Source organism: Pyxidicoccus sp. M15, assembly GCF_056858435.1.
In genome coordinates this window covers 12,812,501-12,831,628 of record NZ_CM166495.1, presented here as the reverse complement: position 1 = coordinate 12,831,628, position 19,128 = coordinate 12,812,501, and the positions used below count along the sequence as shown (strand labels likewise).

Genomic DNA, 19,128 nt, shown 5'->3' with positions numbered 1-19,128 from the left:
AGCGAGCGCCTACTTCTTCGCCTTCGCCAGCGTGTCCTTCGACACCTGCACCACGTTGTCCACGGTGAAGCCGAACTTCTGCTGCAGGGCCTTGATGGGGGCGGACGCGCCGAAGCTGCGCATGGCGATGACGCTGCCGGCGTGGCCCACCCAGCGCTCCCAGCCGAAGGCGGCGGCCTTCTCCACCGCGACGCGGGCCTTCACGCCCGGAGGCAGCACGCTGTCCTGGTACTCCTGGGGCTGCTGCTCGAACAGCTCCCACGACGGCAGGCTCACCACGCGGGACTTGATGCCCTCGGCCTTGAGCTTGTCGTGCGCGTCCAGGACCAGCGACACCTCGCTGCCCGTGCCGATGAGGATGAGCTCCGGCTTGCCGCCCTCCGCGTCCGCCAGAACGTAGCCGCCGCGCTTCACGCCGGACGCCGCGCCGTACTTGCTCCGGTCCAGCGTGGGCACCGGCTGCCGCGTCAGCACGAGCACCACCGGGTGCTTGCGCTGCTCGCCAATCACCCGCCACGCCTCCACCACCTCGTTCGCGTCACCGGGGCGCAGCACGATGATGCCCGGAATCGCGCGCAGGGAGGCCAGCTGCTCCACCGGCTGGTGCGTGGGCCCGTCCTCGCCCAGGCCGATGGAGTCGTGCGTGAAGATGTGCAGCGCGGGCAGCTCCATCAGCGCGGACAGGCGGATGGCGGGGCGCTGGTAGTCACTGAAGATGAGGAACGTGGCGCCGTAGCCGCGCAGCTTGCTCAGGCACAGGCCATTGACGATGGAGCCCATCGCGTGCTCGCGCACGCCGAAGTGGATGTTGCGGCCGGCGTACTCCCCGGGCTTCATCGACTCGGAGCCATTGATGTACGTCTTCGTGGACGGGTTGAGGTCCGCCGAGCCGCCCACCATCCACGGGTAGTGCTTCGCCACGGCGTTGAGCACCTTGCCGCTGGACTCGCGGGTGGCCATGCCCTTGGCGTCGGCGGGGAACGTCGGCAGCTCCGAGTCCCAGCCCTGGGGCATGTCGCGGCGCTGCATCCGCTCCAGCTGGTCGGCCAGGTCGGGGAACTGCTTGCGGTACTCGGCGAAGCGCTGATTCCACGCATCGCGCAGCTGCTTGCCGCGGTTGCCCATGCGCTCCTGGAAGCGCTCGCGCACGCCGTCGGGGACGAGGAACTTCGCGTCCTCGGGCCAGCCGTAGTTGCGCTTGGTGCCCTTGATTTCCTCGTCGCCCAGCGGCTCGCCGTGGGCCTTCGCGGAGCCCTGGAGCTTGGGCGCGCCGAAGGCAATCTGCGTGGTGACGATGATGAGCGTGGGCTTGCCGCGCAACGTCTTGAAGGTGCGCAGGGCCTCGCCCATGGCGTTGAGGTCGTTGGCGTCCGCCACGTGGATGACGCGCCAGCCGTAGCCCTCGAAGCGGCGGCCCACGTCCTCGGTGAAGGCCAGGTCGGTGCTGCCGTCGATGGAGATGTGGTTGGAGTCGTAGATCCAGCAGAGGTTGGGCAGCTGGAGGTGGCCGGCGACGGAGGCCGCCTCGGAGGCGACGCCTTCCATCAGGTCGCCGTCGCCGCAGATGGCGTAGACGTCGTAGCTGAACATCTCGAAGCCGGGGCGGTTGAAGTGCCCGGCGAGCCACCGGCTGGCGATGGCCATGCCCACGCTGTTGGAGACGCCCTGGCCCAGGGGGCCGGTGGTGGTCTCCACGCCGCTGGTCCACCGGTACTCCGGGTGGCCGGGGGTGGACGAGTCGAGCTGGCGGAACTTCTTGATGTCGTCGAGCGAGACGGTGGGGGCGTCCTCGACGGTGTACTCCCGGGTGACGCGCTTCACGCCGGCGAGGTGGAGCAGCGCGTACAGCAGCATGGAGGCATGGCCGTTGGAGAGGATGAACCTGTCGCGGTCCGGCCAGATGGGGTGGGACGGGTCGTAGCGCAGCTCCTGCTGCCAGAGCTGATACGCCACGGGGGCCAGGGACATGGGCGCCCCCGGGTGGCCCGAGTGGGCCTGCTGCACCGCATCCATGGCCAGGGTGCGGATGGTGTTGATGGCCAGCACGTCCTGCTTGTCGGTCGTCATGGGTGTCCTCGCGTTCCCGCTCGCGTGCGGCGCACCATGCCGTAACCTGTGCCGGAACGCCGCACGAAACGCGAGCCCGCCCCCCAGGCCGTCCGGCAGTCCACGGGGCATGGGGAATTCCTGCCCCGTGGGGCAGGGGAATGCGGCCCGCCGCCCTATCTGCGCGCCGCCACGCCCTTCACGGTGCGCCCGCGCGTCAGGTGCGTCACGGCCTCGCCCAGGCCCTCCACGGTGAGGGGGAACATGGGGAAGACGCGGGCCAGGACGGAAATGGTGCCCGAGCGCCACGTGCCCATCGGCTCGGGGTTGAGCCACACGTTGCGCTCGAAGTGCTGGGCCAGCTGCATCATCCACGTCAGCCCTTCCAGCCCGTCCGCCTTGTAGTGCCCGTCCGCGTCGGTGCGGATGGACAGCTCGTACGGGGCCATGGAGGCGTCGCCCACCATGACCAGCTTGTGGTGCCGGCCCACCTGCGCGGTCAGCTCCGGCACCGTCATGCCGCCGGTGAGCTGGGGCGTGGCGTAGAGCTTTCCGTAGACGCAGTTGTGGAAGTAATAGATGCGCAGTTCCTTGAAGTGCGTCGCGTGGCTCGCCGCGCTGAACAGCCGGCTCATCACCGCGGCGTACGGGTCCATGGAGCCGCCCACGTCCATGGCCAGCACCACGCGCGTGTTGGGCCGGCGCGGCGGGCGCACCACCACCTCCAGCTCGCCCGCGTTCTTCGCGGTGGCGGCAATGGACTCGTCCACGTCCAATTCGTCCGGAGCGCCGTCGCGAGCGAAGGCCCGCAGCTTGCGCAGCGCCACCGCGAGCTGCCGCGTGTCCAGCACCAGGTCATCGCGGTAGCCCGCGTACCTGCGCGCGCCCGCCTGCATCAGCGCCGCGCCCTGCCGGCCGCCCTTGCCGCCCACGCGGATGCCCTCGCGAGCGAAGCCGCCGTTGCCGAAGGGAGACGTGCCCCCGGTGCCAATCCACCGGTTGCCGCCGTCGTGACGCTCCTGCTGCTCGCGCAGGCGCTCCTCGAACATCCGGCGAATCTCCTCCGGGTCCAGCTGCTCCAGGAGCGCAATCTCCTCGGGGGACAAATCCCGCCGCTCCCGGGCCTCCTCCAGCCAGGACAAGAGCTCCTGCGTCAGCTCCAGGCCCGCGGTCTCCACGCCCTTGAAGTGCGCGAGGAACGCCTGGTCGAACGTGTCGAGCTGCGTCTCCGAGTGGACGAGGAGCGCGCGCGCCACGTGGTAGAAGCCATCCAGGCTGCTGTCGTGCAGGCCCGCCTGGAGCGCCCCCGCGAGCGCGAGCGCCTCCTGCGCGCCCACCTTCACCCCGCGCCTGCGCAGCTCGTAGAAGAATGGCAGGAACATGGCGCCTTTCCTCTCTAGGCCCGAGGACGCCGGCCGCGCCCGAAGGCCTCCGCCACGGAGACCAGGTCCTGCTCCTTCTTCAGCAGGGCGCCCAGGAAGGGCAGGTTCTCATCCAGCTTCAGGTCGGTGACGCCCTGGGACTTGAGCACCGCAATCCAGTCGATGAGCTCGCTGGTGGAGGGCCGCTTGCGCAGGCGGGTGAAGGCGCGCAGCTCGTAGAAGACCTTCAGCGCCTGCTCCGTGAGCGTGGCCTCCAGCCCGGGGTGGTGCACGGCGACGATGCGGCGCATGAGCTCCGCGTCGGGGAAGTCGATGAAGTGGAAGACGCAGCGGCGCAGGAAGGCGTCCGGCAGCTCCTTCTCGTTGTTGGACGTAATCACCACCACGGGGCGGTGCTTCGCGGCCACCTCGTCGCCCGTCTCGGTGACGCGGAAGCGCATCCGGTCCAGCTCGTGGAGCAAATCGTTGGGGAACTCGAGGTCCGCCTTGTCCACCTCGTCGATGAGGAGGACGACGCGCTCGGGGGCGGAGAACGCCTCGCCCAGCGGGCCCATCTTGATGTAGCGGCGGATGTCGCGCACGTCGCCGTCGCCGAAGCGCGAGTCATACAGGCGCTGCACGGTGTCGTAGACGTAGAGGCCGTCCTGCGCGCGGGTGGTGCTCTTCACGTGCCAGGTGAGCAGCCGGTGGCCCAGGGACTGGGCAATGGCCTCGGCCAGCAGCGTCTTGCCCGTCCCGGGCTCCCCCTTCACGAGCAGCGGGCGTTGCAGCGTCAACGCGCAGTTGACGGCGGCCTGGAGCCCCTCGTTGGTCAGGTAGGAATCGGTGCCTCGGAAGCGGACGGGGGTGGGAACCGGAGTCATGTCCCGCCTCCTTTAACATCCACGCCGCTACCGCGGGGGGCCGCCTGCCACCCGGCCCGGGCGCCGGGCTCCCGAGGGCTTCCCCGCGCCTCGCCAAAGGGACTCCCCGCCCTCTCGGGCACGTCAGACCGGAACCGTAGGCTCGTACGTATGAAGGAAACGGCCTGATGGCGTTTTCCAAGGAAAACCATCGGGCACGTTCTGGAGTCGGGCAGGTTCTTTCCTGGGAGGCGGTCGTGGGTCACCCGTTCGTTCCGACACTGCTGGTCGTGTGGGCACTCTCCATGGCGCTGCGCGCCTGTGGCGTGACGGCGGCCACCCTGCCGCCCGAGCGTCCGGCGACGCACCCCGCGGACTCGATGACGGAGACGCGGCCCGTGGCTCCGAAGGCGCCCAGCGCCCGGGGCTGAAGGGGTTCTCCTCCGGCAGCCCCACCGGGCGGGATGTATGGCTTCGCCCGCTGGCCAACCGTTGGCGTGACGTCTGCAATGGATTTCACGCCCGAGACATGGGTCGGCGTGTATCCTGGGGCCAATGGACCTTGCGAAAGCCCTTGGGGACATCTTCCGGAGCGAGCTTCAGGCGCAGCTGGCCCCGTTGCAGACCGCGGTGCGGCGCCTGGAAGAAGGCCTGGATGCCCTGGAGATGCTGCGCTCGGCGACGTTCCGCCTGGCGCCACTGACCAGCCGTCTTGGCGCGATGGCGGGAGTGCGGACGCCCGTGGCGATTCCGGAGCCCGCGGCGAAGCGGGGCGTGGCGAAGGCGAAGCGGGGCGCGGCGAAGCGCGGCCGGCCGCTGGCCGACGGAGCCGCGGGCCGGGCCACGATGGCGAAGGCGCCGGCGGCGGTGAAGCGCGCGCGAGTGGAGGAGGGCACCCGGGCCTGCGCCGTCATGGGCTGCAAGCGTCCGAGCCGCTCGAAGGGCTACTGCTCGGCGCACTACCAGAAGCTGCGGCTGCTGATGCGCACCAACCGCCGGCCGGCCGAGTGGGTGGACGACGCGAAGCCGCAGTCCGTGCGTGAGGTGAAGCTGCCGCGCGGACGCGCCGCGAGCAAGGCGCTGCGGGAGGCCACGCCGAAGAAGGCGTCCCCGCCCGCTGCGCCGCCCAAGCCCAAGGCGTGGGTGCGCAAGAAGGGCAAGAGCGACAAGGTGTCCCTGCACTGAGGCGCGGCCGTTCCGTGAGCGCTGCCCGCCAACGGTGTGGCGGCGCTCCTGGTGGGCAGTGCAGCTCGGCGGGCGGCGAGTCCCGGCCCCAGCGTGTCCTGGGGGCCGGCGGTTCCCGGTTGCCAGCAGTTCCCAGCTGCGGGTGCGTCCTGGCGGTCGACGCATCCCGGCGACAGCCACATTCCGGCTCCCGCGCGTCCTGGCGCCGGCGGTTCCCTCCCGGTCTTCAGCCCGTCCCGGCCACCGGCACATCCCGGTGCGGATGCTGGACCTGGAGCATCCAGTCCGCACCGTCACCGGAGGGACGGTGTCCCGTCCTGCCGGGCCGCCGGAAGTGGCCTTCCGTGAAGCGGCCGGGGGACACCCGCGTTCCTGTCCAGGCGAGCGGGCCGGATGCCGGACATCGGTGCGCGCGCCGTCGTTGACAGTGCCCGGGCGGAATGGGATTCGGGCCGCATGAGCGAGCAAGGCTATCCGGTCACCGTGGCGGTGCGGCGTCCCGATGGACGTGTGGAACAGGTGCGCGTGGGCACGGCGTTCAAGAACGCCGAGGGCTTCACGCTGAAGCTGGGAGAGATGTCGATTGGCAGCGCGCCGGACGCGGCGTCCGCGGCTCCGCGCCGTGCGGCGGCCCCGGCGGGCGGCGGCGGTGGTGGTGGCGGAGACGGAATGGTCTTCCCCAACTACGGCCGCAGCAAGGGCGCCCCGGTCGTGGGCGCGAGCATGGGAGACCTCGAGTTCTACGCCAATGGCGCGCGGCGCTCGCTGAACGACCCGAGCAAGTCGCGCTGGCACGACAAGGAGCGCCAGCTCCTCGCCGCCATCGAGGCGGAGATGGCGCGTCAGCAGGGCGGCGGTGGTGGCGGCGGTGAGAGCTACGGCGGCGGTGGTGGTGGCGGCCGGGGTGGTAGCGGAGGCTTCGGGGACGACGACATCCCCCCTCCGGGCGACGACGACAACATCCCGTTCTGAGTCACGGAGCGCGACCGGCGCGTCCCCCTTCCGGATGAAGGAGGGGGACGTGCGGTGGCACCGGTCCTCGCCCGGGTGGCGGCCCGCTCCTTCAGGAGTGAGGCGCCCGGGCAGGGCCCCCGAGGGCGAGCAGCCCTCACCCCGGCACGGGCACCTGGCCGGCATACGGCAGCCACACGGTGAAGGTGGTGCCCTGGCCCACGGTGCTGTGGACGGACACCTCGCCATGGTGGCTGTCGACGATGCGCCGGACGATGGCGAGCCCCAGCCCGGTACCGCTGGCGCGCGTGGTGAAGAAGGGCTCGAAGATGCGCGCCCGCACCTCCGGGGCCATGCCGTGCCCGGTATCGGAGATGGTGAGCCGGGCATGCGGCGCGCCCGCGCGCGTGTCGGGCTCGAGCTTCGCGGTGAGGGTGCCGCCGCCGGGCATGGCCTGCATGGCATTGGTGAAGAGGTTGGTGAGCGCCACGTGGAGCAGCTGCGGGTCCACGGCGACGGGCGGCAGGCTCTCGTCCACGGCGCGGGAGACGGTGATGTGCGCGGGGCCGGAGCGCAGGGACGCGCTCAGCGCACCCTCCACCACGGGAGGCAGCGGCTGGGGCTGCAGCCGGGGCTCCATGGGGCGCGCGAAGTCGAGCAAGTCATTGACGATGAGGTCCAGCCGCCGCACCTCCTCGTCCATGATGTCCAGCATGGTGCCCGCGGGGCCGACCATGGCCTTGGGCGCCAGCCGGCGCAGCGCCGCCACGGCGTTGGAGATGGCGCCCAGCGGGTTGCGCACCTCGTGGGCCACGGTGGCGCTCAGCTCTCCGAGCGCGGCCATGCGCTCGCGCCGCACCAGCTCCGCCTGCGTCACCGCCAGCGTGCGCAGCGACTCACGCAGCTCCTGGTTCAGGTGGCTCACCTCGTCCTGAGCGCGGCGCCGCTCGCCGAGCGCGCTGGCCAGCAGCAGGCCGGACATGCTGGCGGCGGCGAGGAATGACTGGAGGTAGGCGAGGCTGAGGTTGTGCCATGCCGCCAGGGCGAAGGGGCCGCAGCCATGGGCGGTGTGCCAGAGGGCCACGGTGGACAGCACCGCGGTGGCCAGCGCGGAGCCGCGGGCCTCGAAGCGCAGCGCGGCCCACAGCAGGAAGGGGAAGGCCAGGTACGTCATCGGGTGGAAGGCGACGACCTCCGGGGCCGCGGGGGGCGGAGTGCGGAACACCAGGTGCGTGGCCACACCCAGGCCCACCAGCAGCGCCGCCAGCTCCCCGCCGCGCCGGGGCGTCCATTGGGCCGTGCTGCCCGACAGCCAGGTGAGCAGCAGCGGCGCCACCACCAGGACGCCCATGGCATCGCCAATCCAGAACACGCGCCAGGTGGGCCAGAAGTCCAGCGTCCCCGGCGGCACGCGCATCATGAGCAGGCCCATGCCCACCGTGGCGCCGAGCGCGCAGCTGCCGAGCGCCGCCAGCCCCACCAGCCCCAGCACGTCCCGCACCCGGTCCATGGAAGGGCGGAAGCGCACCAGCCTGCGCAGGAGGAAGGCCCCCAGCGCCGCCTCCAGGAGGTTGCCTCCGGCGATGCCCAGCACGTTCGGCAGCTTTCCCCAGTCCTCGTGGAAGGCGTAGGTCGCCGCGAGGAGGGACGCCAGCAGCAGGGCCGGCCACTCCCGGTACCGGGTGAGCAGGAGCCCCGCGAGCGCCACGCCGCTGGGGGGCCACATCGCGGAGACATTCTCGGGAGGGAGGACGAGCAGTCCCCCCAGCGTGGCGGACACCCCATAGGCCACCGCGAGGAGCACGAGCCGCGCGAGCGGCCACCACCTGCGCGAATTGAACCTGGATGTGAGCACGCGCGTGGTTCCGCCTGACTCCCGCTCCGGGGGGGCCGTTCCCGGAGCCACTGCCGTGCCGCCGAGCCTTGCACGGCGCTCTCGAGCCAGGAAGCGGACTCGAGGGAGGGGCGGACGTCCTGCGTGGGAAGGAGAGATCCAACCGGGGCCCGTCGCCGCAATCACCCAGGGTAGAGGCCGCCAGCCGGCCACACGCGAAGTCGCCAGGGCTTCAGCGTCACGAATACCCCGGTGTGTCACGGCCTCGCGAGTGTGGGCCGACACCCCGGGTGAATGAGGTGCTCACTGAGAGGGGAAAACCCCTCAGGCTGTGCTTCATTCTCATCCCCTGATACTTCATTCTTGAAGTATAGTGTCCACTTCAGGAAGTCCGGCCACTTACAGGCTCATCCGGACATGGGATGCTTCACGAGTGAATCGCCCGACGGTGCCGAATCAATGTCATTTCAATGACTTCGAAAGTGGCCTGGATCCTGCTCAACCGCATGAAGGCAGGGAAATCCTTCCATCCAGTCTGGCTGTGGAATGACGGGGCCATGAAATGACATCCAATGTCTGTGTTGTCGGTGCCGGTGCCTTCGTTCCTTCACGGATTGTGAGCAACGCGCGCATCGCGAAGGCCATCCCCGGGTGGCCGGCGGAGCGCATCGAAGAGAAGATTGGTGTCCGCGAGCGGCGCTTCCTCTGGGACATCGACGAGGTGACGGGCCGCGCGGTGCCGCCGCCGGAGAACGACGGCCACTTCTACCCGGCGAACAACACGGACATGTGCGAGGTGGCGCTGAAGAAGGCGCTGGCGCAGTCCGGCGTGGCGGCGGGCGAGCTGGACGCGCTCTTCGTCGTCACCTGCACGCCGGACGCGCCGCACTTCAACCACGACGCCATGGAGCTGCACCGGCGGCTGGAGCTGCGCGAGGACGCCTTCGCGCTGCTGATAGACGACGGGTGTGGTGGCACGCCGTACGTGTTGGACCTGGTGAAGAAGATGATGGAGGGCGGGCGCTTCCGCACGGTGGCGGTGGTGGCCTCGGCCTTCACGTCGCCGCTGGTGAACCGGGAGGTGTACACGGACGAGCTGCCGCCCGGCCCCGGGCGCAACCGCGCGCTCCAGGGCTACCTGTCCATGTACGTCTTCGGCGACGGGGCGGGCGCGGTGGTGCTCCAGTCGAAGCCGGGCGAGGCGGGGAGCGAGGGAATCCTCGCCTCCTTCTCGGGCAATGCGCATGGGGACCTGGTCATCCGCAAGGGCGGTGGCGTGCTGAAGCTGCCCTACCAGCCGGGGCGGATGCGGCCGGCGGACATGGCCTTCGTGGTGGACGGCTTCAAGGTGGCCCGCAGTTATCCGGAGTACATGCAGAAGTGCCTCGACACGATTCTGGACCCGCGTCCGGACATGCGCGCCCAGGTGAAGCGCTACTATTTCCACCAGCCGAACAAGCGGGTGATGGACGCCTTCGTCGACCGAGCCGGACTTCCCCCCGAGGCTGTGGCATGCAACGTGGACCGGTACGGCAACACCTCCGCGGCGGGGATGCTCATCCTGATGGCGGAGGACCTGGAAGCGGGGCGGGTGAAGCTGGGCAGTGGTGACCTGGTGGTGGTGGCGGCGGTGGGAGCGAACATCCACTACGGCGCGCAATTGGTGAGGCTATGAGCGACAAGGGCAGACCTGTCGAAGGGCTGGATGCGAGCGTCTCCAAGGATTTGGAGACGCGGCTGGCGCTGGCCACGAAGGACGACACGGCGCGCGGGCTGTTCTTCAACGGCGTGGTGGCGGCGGTGAAGGTGCTGGGCGGAGACGCGGCGGTGGAGCGCTGCCTGGCGGCGAGCGGGGAGAAGAAGTTCATCGACTTCTTCAACTACCCGGTGGCGGCATTCCTCCGGCTGGCCTTCTCGGCGGCGCAGCTGATGGGCCCCAAGTACGGCGGCTTCGACGGGGCGCTGCGGCGCATGGGCGTGGTGGCGACGCAGGACTTCCTGTCGTCGGCGGCGGGCAAGACGCTGCTGCTGCTGGCGTCGGACAGCCCGAAGCGGCTGGTGGGCAACCTGCACGCCGGCTACCGGGCGGCGGTGAGCTACGGCGAGCGCGGGGTGAACTGGACGGGAGACAAGACGGGCGTCTTCTTCATGAAGCGCGACTTCATGCCGCCGGCCTACCACGAGGGCACGCTGCAGGCGGCCATCGAGGCGGTGGGCGGCAAGCAGGTGGAGGTCCACGGCCGGCAGACGGGGCCGCTGGACACCGAGTACACGCTGTCCTGGCAGTAGCGGCCCGCGAGGGTGCGCGGCTCCCGCCCTTCACGGGGCGGAAGGTGGGAAGGGTCTGCCCGGAGCGGTAGGGCGGCCCTGGTGCTCGAAGGATTCAACGTCCCGCTTCCCGAGAAGGGAGGGGCGGGCGCACGGGAGAGGTGTGTCCGTGTGCTGGAGGTGTCGCGGCAGGCGACTGAAACAACCCCGCGGTCCGGATGGAGAACTCCATGTCGCGTATGCAGGGTGGTGCAGTGGTGATGCTGGGGATGCTGGCGCTGGTGTCGGTGGCCTCCGAGGCCCGGGCCGGCGAGGTGGTGTACCAGTTCCGCACGGAGGAGGACCCGGCGTCGCCTCCGGACCCGGCGGTGTGCGCGGAGGCGCCCTTCGCGGTGAACGTGCGGTTGGGCGGGAGTGTCTACGTGCCGCTGCACAGCATCCGGGATGGGCAGGTGGTGTTCGAGGGCCGCAAGCGGGTGGGCTCGGCGACGGCGTGCGTGAGGCTGACGGACTTCACCTTCCCGGCGGGGCAGCAGGTGCCCTTCTACGCGCGCTTCAACCTGCCGGACGGGAAGTTCACGGCGTCGGGCACGTGCACGCTGGTGAGCAACGACGTGCCCGAGGCGGGGCTGGTGCTGGCCGGGTGCGCGCTGAAGTTGGTGGACGTGCCGCGAGGCTTCGAGGGAGGCACGGTGTCCAGCACGAGCGTGTTCAACCCGTTCCAGCTGCCCGGGTATGCGACGGGCTCGTACTACACGCTGTACGCCTTCCGTGACGACCGCCGCCGTGACGCGCGAGAGGAGCGCGAGGAGTGGGAGGAGCGCGAGGCCGCCGAGCTCGCCGCCGCGGCCGAGCCGTAGGCCCGGGCGCTCCGGCTCGCCACGAAGGAAGGCCCGCCTCCGGTCCGCCCGGGGCGGGCAGCGTCGGTGCGAGGGTGCTGGGACGGGCGCACTGTTCTTCTATCGCCCGAGGTGGGCACGGACGGGCGCACCATTCTCCAGTCGCCCGAGCCGGGCACGGATGGGCAGCGTCGGTGCGAGGGTGCTGGGACGGCGCACTGTTCTCCTATCGCCCGAGGTGGGCACGGACGGGCACCGTCGGTGCGACGGGGCGGGCCATCGCCCTGGGACGGGCGCACCATTTCCCCTGTCGGTGGACCGGGGGATGATGCGCGCCATGGACCGCAAGCGGATGGAGCTCTTCACGGCGCTCGGGTATCGGGCGCCAACGGCCTCACGGCACGGGCGCGGCCCGGCATCGCAGCCCGCAGCCGAGGCGGAAGCGCAGGAGCTGTCTCCGCTCGAGCCCGAAGAGCTCGATGCGCTGCGAGCCCGCTTCCTGAGCGAGCCCGAGGAGGTGCTGCACCTGGCGCGAGCGAGCCTGGGCGCGCCGATATCGGAGCTCGACTTCGCGCGAGTGCTCCAGGAAGCAGAGCAGGCGCTGCGCGAGCCGGAGGCGGCGCTTCAGGCGCTGCGGCATCCGCCGTTTCAAGCGAAGGCGTCGGTGCGGCTGCCCCCGGACTTCCGCTTCCCGCTGATGACAGACGAAATCCCCATCGACCCGTCGCGCACGAAGTTCGAGCCGGTGGCGGACCTGCGAGGCTGGCTGCTCTTCACGGGCAAGGCGTGGCTGCGAGGCACCACCGTGCCGAAAGCCCCCTTCCGGAGACACGACAGCGAGCGCCACCCCAGTCGCTTCCGCTATCCACTGCGCGCCCCCGCGCCCGGCAAGCCCGTGGAGGTGGCCCTCTTCTCGGACTTCGGCACGGGGGAGTACCCCGCGCGCTACCTGACCCGGCAGCTCCTCATGCGAGGCGAGCGCCTGGAGTACGCGGTGCACCTGGGCGGCGTGTACTACGCGGGCCGGCAGGGAGAGTTCGACGCGCACGTGGCCGAGCCACTGGAGTCGCTCCTGCCGGTGACGACGCTGCTGACGCTGAACGCGAGCGCGGAGATGCGCTCGGGAGGTTCGCCCTATTTCCGCTACCTGGACGAGCGCCGGGGCGCCGCGAGGACCCGCCAGGTGCAGGAGGGCAGCTACTTCTGTGTCGCCTCGGAGCGTTTCCAGCTCATCGGTCTGGACACGGCGTACTTCGAGCCGGGCCGGCACCGGGATGCGGAGCTGTTGGGCTGGCTGGACACGGTGCTCGCGGAGGGACGCCGGCGGGGAGCGGTGAACATCCTGCTGAGCCACGGAGCCCCGTACCGGTATGGAGTGAAGGGAACCTCACCCCTGCTGGAGGACCTGAAGGCGCTGGTGGTGGACGAGTCCCGGGTGGACCTGTGGTGCTGGGGCAGCACGCCCTACGGAGCGCTCTTCGACCATGGACCGAAGCTGCCCTTCGTCGGAGCGAGCCTCGGACACGGAGGCCTGCCAGTACCCAGGGTGGAGCCGGGAGGCCTCGCCCCCGCGCCCCTGCGCTTCCTGGAGTCCGCCCCCCGCTTCCCGGAGTGGACGGGAGTCCGTCCGGAGCTGGGCAACAACGGCTACGGCTCGCTGCTGCTGCACGAGGATGGAGCGGTGGACCTGCGGTTCCTCGACTGGATGGGGAACCTGCGCTGCAAGGCGAGGCTGGCCCGTGAAGAGGGCCACGGCCCGTTGCGCATCCAGCACCTCGAGCCCACGGACGCGTGAGCACGAAGCACGAAAAAGTCACAGCCGCGCGCGCGTGTACCAGGGAGCCCGAGCGGGCACGGCCATCATCCGCTGCACGTCCCGAGGCACGGGCACGGTGGTGTAGTGGAGCCGGTAGCCGCGAGGCAGCGTCTTCCAGTAGGTGACCTGCCAGGGGACCAGCTCCTCGCCGCGCTTCGACGCGTGAACGGGCTGGTTCCCGTCGCCGAGCGCCTCGTGGAAGCGCACTTCCTCCTCGGCGGCCTCGAGGCTCGCGGCTTCGATGACCCACGCGTCCGGGCCTCCATCGGGAGTGGGCTCCTCCCCTGCGTTGACGTAGCGGCTCCAGTCGGGACGGGCTTGCCGCTCCCACGCGGCGCCACCCTCGGGGGTGAGCGAATAGCCGAAGTAGGAGCGGTTCCGGCGCGCGTCGATGGCACGGGAAATCTGCTCCGGCGAGTACAGCTCCTCCAGTCCATCCGGCATCTCGTGCACGCGGATGAAGCCGCGCTCGGAGAGGAAGGACAGGCGCTCGCACAGCTCCTCGCGGGAGAAGCGCGGGTCATCCGGCATGTGAAGCGCGACGTGGGGACTCGGCTCCGCGAGCATGTGCAGGGGCGTGGGCAGCTCCATGGCGACTTCCAGGAGCCAGAGGTCCAGCACGTCCAGGTTCTCGTTCTCGGGAGGCGTCATGACCCGGAGGATAGAGCATCCAGGCCCGCCGGATGATTATTACGAATTCGGAACTTCCGAAATCGGAGCATGTGTTATGCAAGGGAGCATGAAGCCGCTCCGCCTGGTCCTGGACGTGCACCGCGCCACGCACCGCATCGGTCTGTTCCTCGAAGGGGCCGAGCCCCCGCTGGACGTGTCCCAGGGCGAGGCCCACCTGCTGGCATACCTGCTGGAGGTGGGAGACACCTCGCTGGGCGAGCTGCACGCGGCCTTCGCGCACAAGCGCTCCACGCTCACCAGCTACGTGGACCGGCTGGAGGCGAAGCGGCTGGTGCGCAGGGAGCTGCGGCCCGAGGACCGGCGCTCGTTCCAGGTGTCGCTGACGGCGGCGGGCCGGACGCTGGCGACCCGGGTGCACCGGCACCTGGAGGCGCTGGAGGCGGCGGCGCTGGAGGGGCTGTCGGCGCGGGACGTGGAGGCACTGAAGAAGGGGCTCGCGGCCCTCGCGGAGGCAGGGGAGGCGGCCCTTCCGAAACGGAAGTCACGCACAAAGGGAGGTGGCGGATGAGCGCACCGGCGGCACGCATGCAGCAAGGGCAGATGACGGACGCGGACTTCCTCGCGGCGGTGGAGGCGGCCACCTACCCGGGCGAGGCCTTCCGGCACCGCGAGCACGTGCGGCTGGCCTGGCTGTGCCTGCGCGAGCACGGCTTCGAGTCTGGTCTGGAGCAGGTGCGCGGCCTCATCCAGCGCTACGCGGCGGCGCTCGGAGCGACGGGCAAGTACCACGAGACGCTCACCCGGGCCTGGGCGGAGCTGGTGCAGGCGGGGCTGGACGCGGCCCCGGGCCTCACGTCCTTCGACGCCTTCCTGGAGGCGAGGCCGGAGCTGACCGACTCGCGCCTCCTGGACCGGCACTACCGCAAGGAGACGCTGGACTCGCAGGCGGCGCGAGCCGGCTGGGTGGCGCCGGACGTGGCTCCGCTGCGGTGACTCACGGCCCCTGGACGCCGCGCTCCTTCATGAACTTGTCCAGCGCCCCCCGCGCCTGGGAGCGGACCTTGTTCTTCAGCAGCGGGGTCCATCCGAGCAGCAGTCCCATGGGCCCCAGGGCCTGACGTGCCCACGCATGGAAGTCGAAGCGGTCGAGGTGGCGGACAATCTTCCCGTCGCGGAACTCGAACTCGGCGTCGATGCGGTTGATGACCTTCCGGCCAGTGCCGCTGAAGGTGTAGTGCGCGTCCCAGTGGGCGCGGCCGGTGCGGTCATCGGCCTGGACGTCGCGGAAGGTGAGCTGCAGGTCCTTGCCGCGCTCGCAGAGCATGCTCCACATGGAGGTGACTCCTCCGTGGCGCAGGCCGACGAAGACCTCGTCGGAGAACTCGACGTCCGGGTGGTAGCAGGCGGCCATGGCCTTCGCGTCGCGCCGCTGGAACGCGGTGTAGAAGTCCGTGATGAGCTGGGAGTGCGGGTGCATGCGGCAGGTGTAGCAGACCTGTCAGTGCGCATGCGCCAACTGTCGGGCGTTCACCTGCGGGCGGGAGCCAGCCCCTGGGAACGCTGTCAGGCGGTTGGCACGTCCTTACCTCACCCGACACAGCGCCGCATGGCGCGGCGCCGGGAGGGGTGGGGCACATGGGGAGTCCGAAGCGCGGCGGCACGGTGGGGGCGTTGCTGGCCGCGGCGGTGACGGTGGTGGCGGTGCTGCCCGGAAGCGCGGGGGCACAGGTCTTCTCGCCGGCGCGCAGCCTGACGACGACGGCGGCGGGCTACCAGGAGCCCCAGGTGTCCGCGCTCGGCGCCGACGTGCACGTGGCCTGGGTGGACGCGGCCACGGGGGCCGGGGACGTGTACTACCGGCGCAGCGCGGACGGTGGCGCCACCTTCGGCATGGTGCGCAACCTCAGCCAGGACGGAATCACCCCCGAGGATGAAGCGCGCGACGTGCGCGTGCTCGCGCAGGGCAGTCGCGTCTACCTGACGTGGGTGGAGGGCGGCCTGCGCTTCCGCTCGAGCGACGACGGCGGCGCCACCTTCGGCCCGGTGCTGGAGCTGACGAGCTACTCCGAGGGCGGCCTGCGTCTCGCGGCCAGCGGCGACAACGTCTACATGAACTGGTACCGCTCGGTGGAGGACGAGGTGGGCGACGTCCTCTTCATCCGCAGCCCGGTGGCGGGGCACGTCTTCGCGGACCTCGACGTCCTGAGCGAGAACCGCCGCTATGGCGGCGTGGAGCTGGCGGCGCGCGGGGACAACGTCTACGTGCTGTGGGACGACGGCGGCTCCAACGACGGCTCGGACCTCTTCTTCCGGCGCAGCACGGATGGCGGCGTCACCTTCGGGCCCATCCTCCGCCTCACCGACACGGACGCGGAGTCCGACCAGCAGGAGCTCGCGGTGCTGGGCAACAGCGTCTACGTGGTGTGGAGCGAGTGCGACTTCCCCACGTGCGAGGTGCGGCTTCGCAAGAGCACGGACGCGGGCGCAACGTTCGGCCCGGAGGTGAAGGTGAGCCACGCCCCGGCCACGGCCTTCGACCCGAGAGTCGTGGTGAGGGACTCGCGGGTGTTCGTGTCCTGGGTAGGCCAGACGCCCGAGCGGTACGAGTCGGACGTGTACCTCTCCGTGAGCCTGGACGGGGGCGCCAACTTCGCCGCGCCGGTGAACGTGAGCGCGTCGGCGGCGGACTCGCGGGACGCGCGGCTGATTCCGGCGGGCTCGGGCGTGCGGCTGGTCTGGACGGAGGGCTACTTCGGCGAGCGGGACGTCTACACGCGGGCCACGGCGGGCTTTGGCCTGGCGCTGGGGGCCGCGGAGAACCTGAGCCGCACGGTGGCGGGGGACTCGGGGGAGGCGTCCATCGCCGCCTCAAGGTGCGGAACGCAGGTGCACGTGGTGTGGCTGGAGTGGGCCGACTCGGGCAACTCGGTGCGGTACCGGAGGGCCTCGCTGCCCTTCTCGTCGCTCTACTGCGCGCTGCTCCCGGAGGCCCGCTAGCCCTCCAGGGAAGCCTGGGCCCCCTGGGGAGGGAGTGGGGGCCCGGCGTTCCGGAGGCCCGGGGTGTACGCCGCCGGACCGTCGGTATGCGGAATGGCGCGGCGGCGGCCGGGCGTGCATGGCAGATTCGGGTCCATGGCACGCGACATCGTCATCTGGCCCCACAAGGTACTCACCTCGCCCACGAAGCCCGTGACGGACTTTGGCCCCCCGCTCCAGAAGCTGCTGGAGGAGATGGCCGAGTCGATGAAGGAAGCAGAGGGCATCGGCATCGCCGCCAACCAGGTCGGCGAGCCGCTGCGCGTGGCGTTGGTGGGACGCGAGGACGGTACGTCCTTCGAAATCGTCAACCCGCAGATGTTGGAGAAGAAGGAGCCCGTGACGATGGAGGAGGGCTGCCTCTCCGTCCCCCGGGAGTGGGAGAAGTGCCCGCGCTTCCACCGGGTGAAGGTGCGCTACCAGGACAGGACGGGCGAGTGGCACGAGCTGGAGGCGGAAGGCCGGCTCGCCCACGTGCTGCAGCATGAAATCGACCACCTGGACGGGCACGTCTTCGTGGACCACCTGTCCAGCCTCAAGCGCACGCTCATCCTGGGACGGATGCAGAAGCTCCAGAAGGCGAAGGCCCGGCAGAAGGGCTAGGACCGGGACACCGGGGGGAAGCCATGGCCGCACACACCATTCCCGAGCGGGTGACGACCTTCCGGGAGGAGTACCGCCGGAAGTACGTGGGCCCGCGCTACTCGGGGAGGGCGCACTTCGCCTTCACCAGCGTGGGCGCGCTGGCGGCCATCGGCTTCTCGCTCTCCCGGCTGGACACGGTGCGTCCCCTGGAGTGGCTGACGGTGCCCGCGGTCTTCCTGCTGGGGAACGTCGTGGAGTTCCTTGGCCACCGAGGGCCCATGCACCACCGCCGCCGGGGGCTGGGGCTGCTCTTCCAGCGCCACACCGAGCAGCACCACCGCTTCTTCACTCACGAGGCGCTCGCCTACGAGTCCGCGCGTGACGTGAAGATGGTGCTCTTCCCGCCCGTGCTGCTGCTCTTCTTCCTGGGGGCCATCGCCACGCCGCTGGCGGCGCTGTGCTTCGCGCTCGTCTCACCGAATGTGGGCTGGCTCTTCGCGGCCTCGGCCGTGGGCTACTACCTCACCTACGAGTGGCTCCACTTCTGCCACCACCTGCCGCCCGAGCACCCCGTGGCACGGCTGCCACTGATGGCGCGGCTGCGGCGCCACCACCAGGCGCACCACGACCCCTCGAAGATGCAGCGGTACAACTTCAACATCACCTTCCCGCTCTCGGACTGGCTCTTCGGAACCGCCTGGAGGCCGGGAGCTCCCAGCGGGGCAGATCATCCCGAGCCCTCGAGCCCCCGGGCCTGACGGGACGCCCGTTGCGGCCTGCCCGGTCGCTGTCCGAGCGGCAAGCCGGGGATTTTGCTGGAGGATGCGGCGTCCTGGGGCGGGGGGTTCACACCCATGAAGGGGCTGCATAAATCCCTTTTTGCGACGGTGGGACCTGTACCTTCGATCAAGAGGATTTGACGCCCTCGTCACGAAGCGTTAGTAACTGGACCTCCGCTCGACGCCCTGGTGCCTCTGCCGGGTGGCGAATGGAGGAAGAAAAGGTCAACGAAGCCTGTTGACCCTCAACGCGGTGGTGGTAGAAGCCGCGCCCCTCGAACGAACGGCTGATCTCAGCGTCTCGCCGGGGCGAACAGAAGAAATACGAAGGCTCGACCAAATAGGTTGATCCACGGAGCGGCGGTGGTAGAAGCCGCGCCCCACTCGACGAACCCGCTGGCGGGCAGCAGCAGCCAGGTGGAGTCGCCGGGAGCAGGACGGCAGAAAGAGTCAGCAGGTAGCGGTTGACTCGAAGCGCGGTGGTGGTAGAAGCCGCGCCCCTCGCACCGAAGCCCGCGCACTGGCGCGGAAGGCACTTCGGAGGCGGGACAGCAGCACCGACAGATTGAATACGGCGGTCGACGAAGCGAGTTGACAGAAGATGCGGCGGTGGTAGAAGCCGCTCCCCCGACAGAAGAAAAGCCCGGGAAGAAGTGGAACGGGCGGCTCGGTTGGGGAAGTCAACGAAGCAGCGGTTGACAGGGATGGCGGCGAAGCGGTAGAAGCCGCGCCCCCTCGAAAGAAAACAGCGGAAGCCACTGGGCGGCGCTGAGGACTTCGAGAGGCCACGAGGACGCAAAAGTCGAAGTTGACAACGGATGCGGACTCGAATAAAGAATGCGGCCCCGCCGGTTGGAAACGGCAGGCAGCAAGAGCAGCAACGGTAACAAAAAGTCGCGGATGGTACAAGCGACTCGGTCTTTGAAAACCAA

At 70.1% G+C, this 19,128-nt stretch carries 18 protein-coding genes; 12 read left to right on the top strand and 6 right to left on the bottom strand.

Annotation, left to right across the window (positions count from 1 at the left end):
• Positions 1-9: 9 nt before the first annotated feature.
• The 3 genes from tkt to ACX9TP_RS47990 form a co-directional block, all read right to left on the bottom strand.
• A complete protein-coding gene (gene tkt / locus ACX9TP_RS48000; protein WP_482977454.1) occupies positions 10-2,067 on the bottom strand; it encodes a transketolase in 2,058 nt (685 codons plus the stop codon).
• A gap of 155 nt (positions 2,068-2,222) precedes the next feature.
• Complete coding sequence (locus tag ACX9TP_RS47995) at positions 2,223-3,428, bottom strand: vWA domain-containing protein (RefSeq protein ID WP_482977453.1); 1,206 nt, start codon at positions 3,426-3,428, stop codon at positions 2,223-2,225.
• Between the two features lie 14 nt (positions 3,429-3,442).
• A complete protein-coding gene (locus tag ACX9TP_RS47990) occupies positions 3,443-4,291 on the bottom strand; it encodes an AAA family ATPase (protein WP_482977452.1) in 849 nt (282 codons plus the stop codon).
• A gap of 236 nt (positions 4,292-4,527) precedes the next feature.
• Here ACX9TP_RS47990 and ACX9TP_RS47985 point away from each other — a divergent pair, with 236 nt between their 5' ends.
• From ACX9TP_RS47985 to ACX9TP_RS47975, 3 genes are all read left to right on the top strand, one after another.
• The gene (locus ACX9TP_RS47985; RefSeq protein ID WP_482977451.1) at positions 4,528-4,701 is read left to right on the top strand and encodes a hypothetical protein; all 174 of its coding nucleotides are present in this window, start codon (positions 4,528-4,530) and stop codon (positions 4,699-4,701) included.
• Between the two features lie 124 nt (positions 4,702-4,825).
• A complete protein-coding gene (locus ACX9TP_RS47980; protein WP_482977450.1) occupies positions 4,826-5,455 on the top strand; it encodes a vegetative protein in 630 nt (209 codons plus the stop codon).
• A 456-nt stretch (positions 5,456-5,911) separates the two neighbouring features.
• A complete protein-coding gene (locus ACX9TP_RS47975) occupies positions 5,912-6,427 on the top strand; it encodes a hypothetical protein (protein WP_482977449.1) in 516 nt (171 codons plus the stop codon).
• A 136-nt stretch (positions 6,428-6,563) separates the two neighbouring features.
• Here the strand turns inward: ACX9TP_RS47975 and ACX9TP_RS47970 are convergent, their stop codons facing one another.
• Positions 6,564-8,261 carry an MASE1 domain-containing protein gene (locus ACX9TP_RS47970; RefSeq protein ID WP_482977448.1) on the bottom strand — a complete coding sequence of 566 codons (1,698 nt, stop codon included), beginning with the start codon at positions 8,259-8,261 and terminating at the stop codon, positions 6,564-6,566.
• A 541-nt stretch (positions 8,262-8,802) separates the two neighbouring features.
• Between ACX9TP_RS47970 and ACX9TP_RS47965 the strand changes: the two genes are divergently transcribed.
• The 4 genes from ACX9TP_RS47965 (at position 8,803) to ACX9TP_RS47950 (ending at position 13,142) form a co-directional block, all read left to right on the top strand.
• On the top strand, positions 8,803-9,915 hold the full coding sequence (locus ACX9TP_RS47965; RefSeq protein ID WP_482977447.1) for a 3-oxoacyl-ACP synthase III family protein: 1,113 nt from the start codon (positions 8,803-8,805) through the stop codon (positions 9,913-9,915).
• Complete coding sequence (locus ACX9TP_RS47960) at positions 9,912-10,529, top strand: DUF2378 family protein (RefSeq protein ID WP_482977446.1); 618 nt, start codon at positions 9,912-9,914, stop codon at positions 10,527-10,529. Before ACX9TP_RS47965 ends, ACX9TP_RS47960 begins: the two co-directional genes overlap by 4 nt.
• A 209-nt stretch (positions 10,530-10,738) precedes the next feature.
• Positions 10,739-11,368 (top strand): hypothetical protein, encoded by a 630-nt coding sequence (locus ACX9TP_RS47955; protein ID WP_482977445.1) that lies wholly within the window; start codon positions 10,739-10,741, stop codon positions 11,366-11,368.
• Between the two features lie 316 nt (positions 11,369-11,684).
• Positions 11,685-13,142, top strand: coding sequence for a hypothetical protein (locus ACX9TP_RS47950; RefSeq protein WP_482977444.1), 1,458 nt, complete (start codon positions 11,685-11,687; stop codon positions 13,140-13,142).
• Between the two features lie 18 nt (positions 13,143-13,160).
• On the opposite strand, the gene ACX9TP_RS47945 is transcribed toward ACX9TP_RS47950, so the two are convergent.
• On the bottom strand, positions 13,161-13,814 hold the full coding sequence (locus ACX9TP_RS47945) for a hypothetical protein (RefSeq protein WP_482977443.1): 654 nt from the start codon (positions 13,812-13,814) through the stop codon (positions 13,161-13,163).
• 88 nt (positions 13,815-13,902) lie between these two features.
• Here ACX9TP_RS47945 and ACX9TP_RS47940 point away from each other — a divergent pair, with 88 nt between their 5' ends.
• Together ACX9TP_RS47940 and ACX9TP_RS47935 are read left to right on the top strand one after the other, a co-directional pair.
• Complete coding sequence (locus tag ACX9TP_RS47940) at positions 13,903-14,364, top strand: MarR family winged helix-turn-helix transcriptional regulator (protein ID WP_482977442.1); 462 nt, start codon at positions 13,903-13,905, stop codon at positions 14,362-14,364.
• Positions 14,361-14,789 carry a hypothetical protein gene (locus ACX9TP_RS47935; protein ID WP_482977441.1) on the top strand — a complete coding sequence of 143 codons (429 nt, stop codon included), beginning with the start codon at positions 14,361-14,363 and terminating at the stop codon, positions 14,787-14,789. The genes ACX9TP_RS47940 and ACX9TP_RS47935 overlap by 4 nt, the downstream gene beginning before the upstream one ends.
• 1 nt (position 14,790) lies before the next feature.
• Here the strand turns inward: ACX9TP_RS47935 and ACX9TP_RS47930 are convergent, their stop codons facing one another.
• Positions 14,791-15,273 (bottom strand): nuclear transport factor 2 family protein, encoded by a 483-nt coding sequence (locus ACX9TP_RS47930; protein ID WP_482977440.1) that lies wholly within the window; start codon positions 15,271-15,273, stop codon positions 14,791-14,793.
• Between the two features lie 158 nt (positions 15,274-15,431).
• On the opposite strand from ACX9TP_RS47930, the gene ACX9TP_RS47925 reads away from it, so the two are divergent.
• From ACX9TP_RS47925 to ACX9TP_RS47915, 3 genes are all read left to right on the top strand, one after another.
• Entirely contained in the window at positions 15,432-16,793 is a 1,362-nt protein-coding gene (locus tag ACX9TP_RS47925; RefSeq protein WP_482977439.1) for a hypothetical protein, read from the top strand.
• Positions 16,794-16,928: 135 nt separating this feature from the next.
• Positions 16,929-17,435 carry a peptide deformylase gene (gene def / locus ACX9TP_RS47920; RefSeq protein ID WP_482977438.1) on the top strand — a complete coding sequence of 169 codons (507 nt, stop codon included), beginning with the start codon at positions 16,929-16,931 and terminating at the stop codon, positions 17,433-17,435.
• A gap of 23 nt (positions 17,436-17,458) precedes the next feature.
• Complete coding sequence (locus ACX9TP_RS47915) at positions 17,459-18,175, top strand: sterol desaturase family protein (protein WP_482977437.1); 717 nt, start codon at positions 17,459-17,461, stop codon at positions 18,173-18,175.
• Positions 18,176-19,128 lie beyond the last annotated feature (953 nt).

Coding starts and splice junctions, on each gene's coding strand:
- ACX9TP_RS47930 (WP_482977440.1), bottom strand. CDS start 15,273: ATGCACCCGCACTCCCAGCTCATCACGGACTTCTACACCGCGTTCCAG.
- ACX9TP_RS47950 (WP_482977444.1), top strand. CDS start 11,685: ATGGACCGCAAGCGGATGGAGCTCTTCACGGCGCTCGGGTATCGGGCG.
- ACX9TP_RS47975 (WP_482977449.1), top strand. CDS start 5,912: ATGAGCGAGCAAGGCTATCCGGTCACCGTGGCGGTGCGGCGTCCCGAT.
- ACX9TP_RS47940 (WP_482977442.1), top strand. CDS start 13,903: ATGAAGCCGCTCCGCCTGGTCCTGGACGTGCACCGCGCCACGCACCGC.
- ACX9TP_RS47965 (WP_482977447.1), top strand. CDS start 8,803: ATGACATCCAATGTCTGTGTTGTCGGTGCCGGTGCCTTCGTTCCTTCA.
- tkt (WP_482977454.1), bottom strand. CDS start 2,067: ATGACGACCGACAAGCAGGACGTGCTGGCCATCAACACCATCCGCACC.
- ACX9TP_RS47990 (WP_482977452.1), bottom strand. CDS start 4,291: ATGACTCCGGTTCCCACCCCCGTCCGCTTCCGAGGCACCGATTCCTAC.
- ACX9TP_RS47925 (WP_482977439.1), top strand. CDS start 15,432: ATGGGGAGTCCGAAGCGCGGCGGCACGGTGGGGGCGTTGCTGGCCGCG.
- ACX9TP_RS47945 (WP_482977443.1), bottom strand. CDS start 13,814: ATGACGCCTCCCGAGAACGAGAACCTGGACGTGCTGGACCTCTGGCTC.
- def (WP_482977438.1), top strand. CDS start 16,929: ATGGCACGCGACATCGTCATCTGGCCCCACAAGGTACTCACCTCGCCC.
- ACX9TP_RS47995 (WP_482977453.1), bottom strand. CDS start 3,428: ATGTTCCTGCCATTCTTCTACGAGCTGCGCAGGCGCGGGGTGAAGGTG.
- ACX9TP_RS47960 (WP_482977446.1), top strand. CDS start 9,912: ATGAGCGACAAGGGCAGACCTGTCGAAGGGCTGGATGCGAGCGTCTCC.
- ACX9TP_RS47935 (WP_482977441.1), top strand. CDS start 14,361: ATGAGCGCACCGGCGGCACGCATGCAGCAAGGGCAGATGACGGACGCG.
- ACX9TP_RS47915 (WP_482977437.1), top strand. CDS start 17,459: ATGGCCGCACACACCATTCCCGAGCGGGTGACGACCTTCCGGGAGGAG.
- ACX9TP_RS47980 (WP_482977450.1), top strand. CDS start 4,826: ATGGACCTTGCGAAAGCCCTTGGGGACATCTTCCGGAGCGAGCTTCAG.
- ACX9TP_RS47955 (WP_482977445.1), top strand. CDS start 10,739: ATGTCGCGTATGCAGGGTGGTGCAGTGGTGATGCTGGGGATGCTGGCG.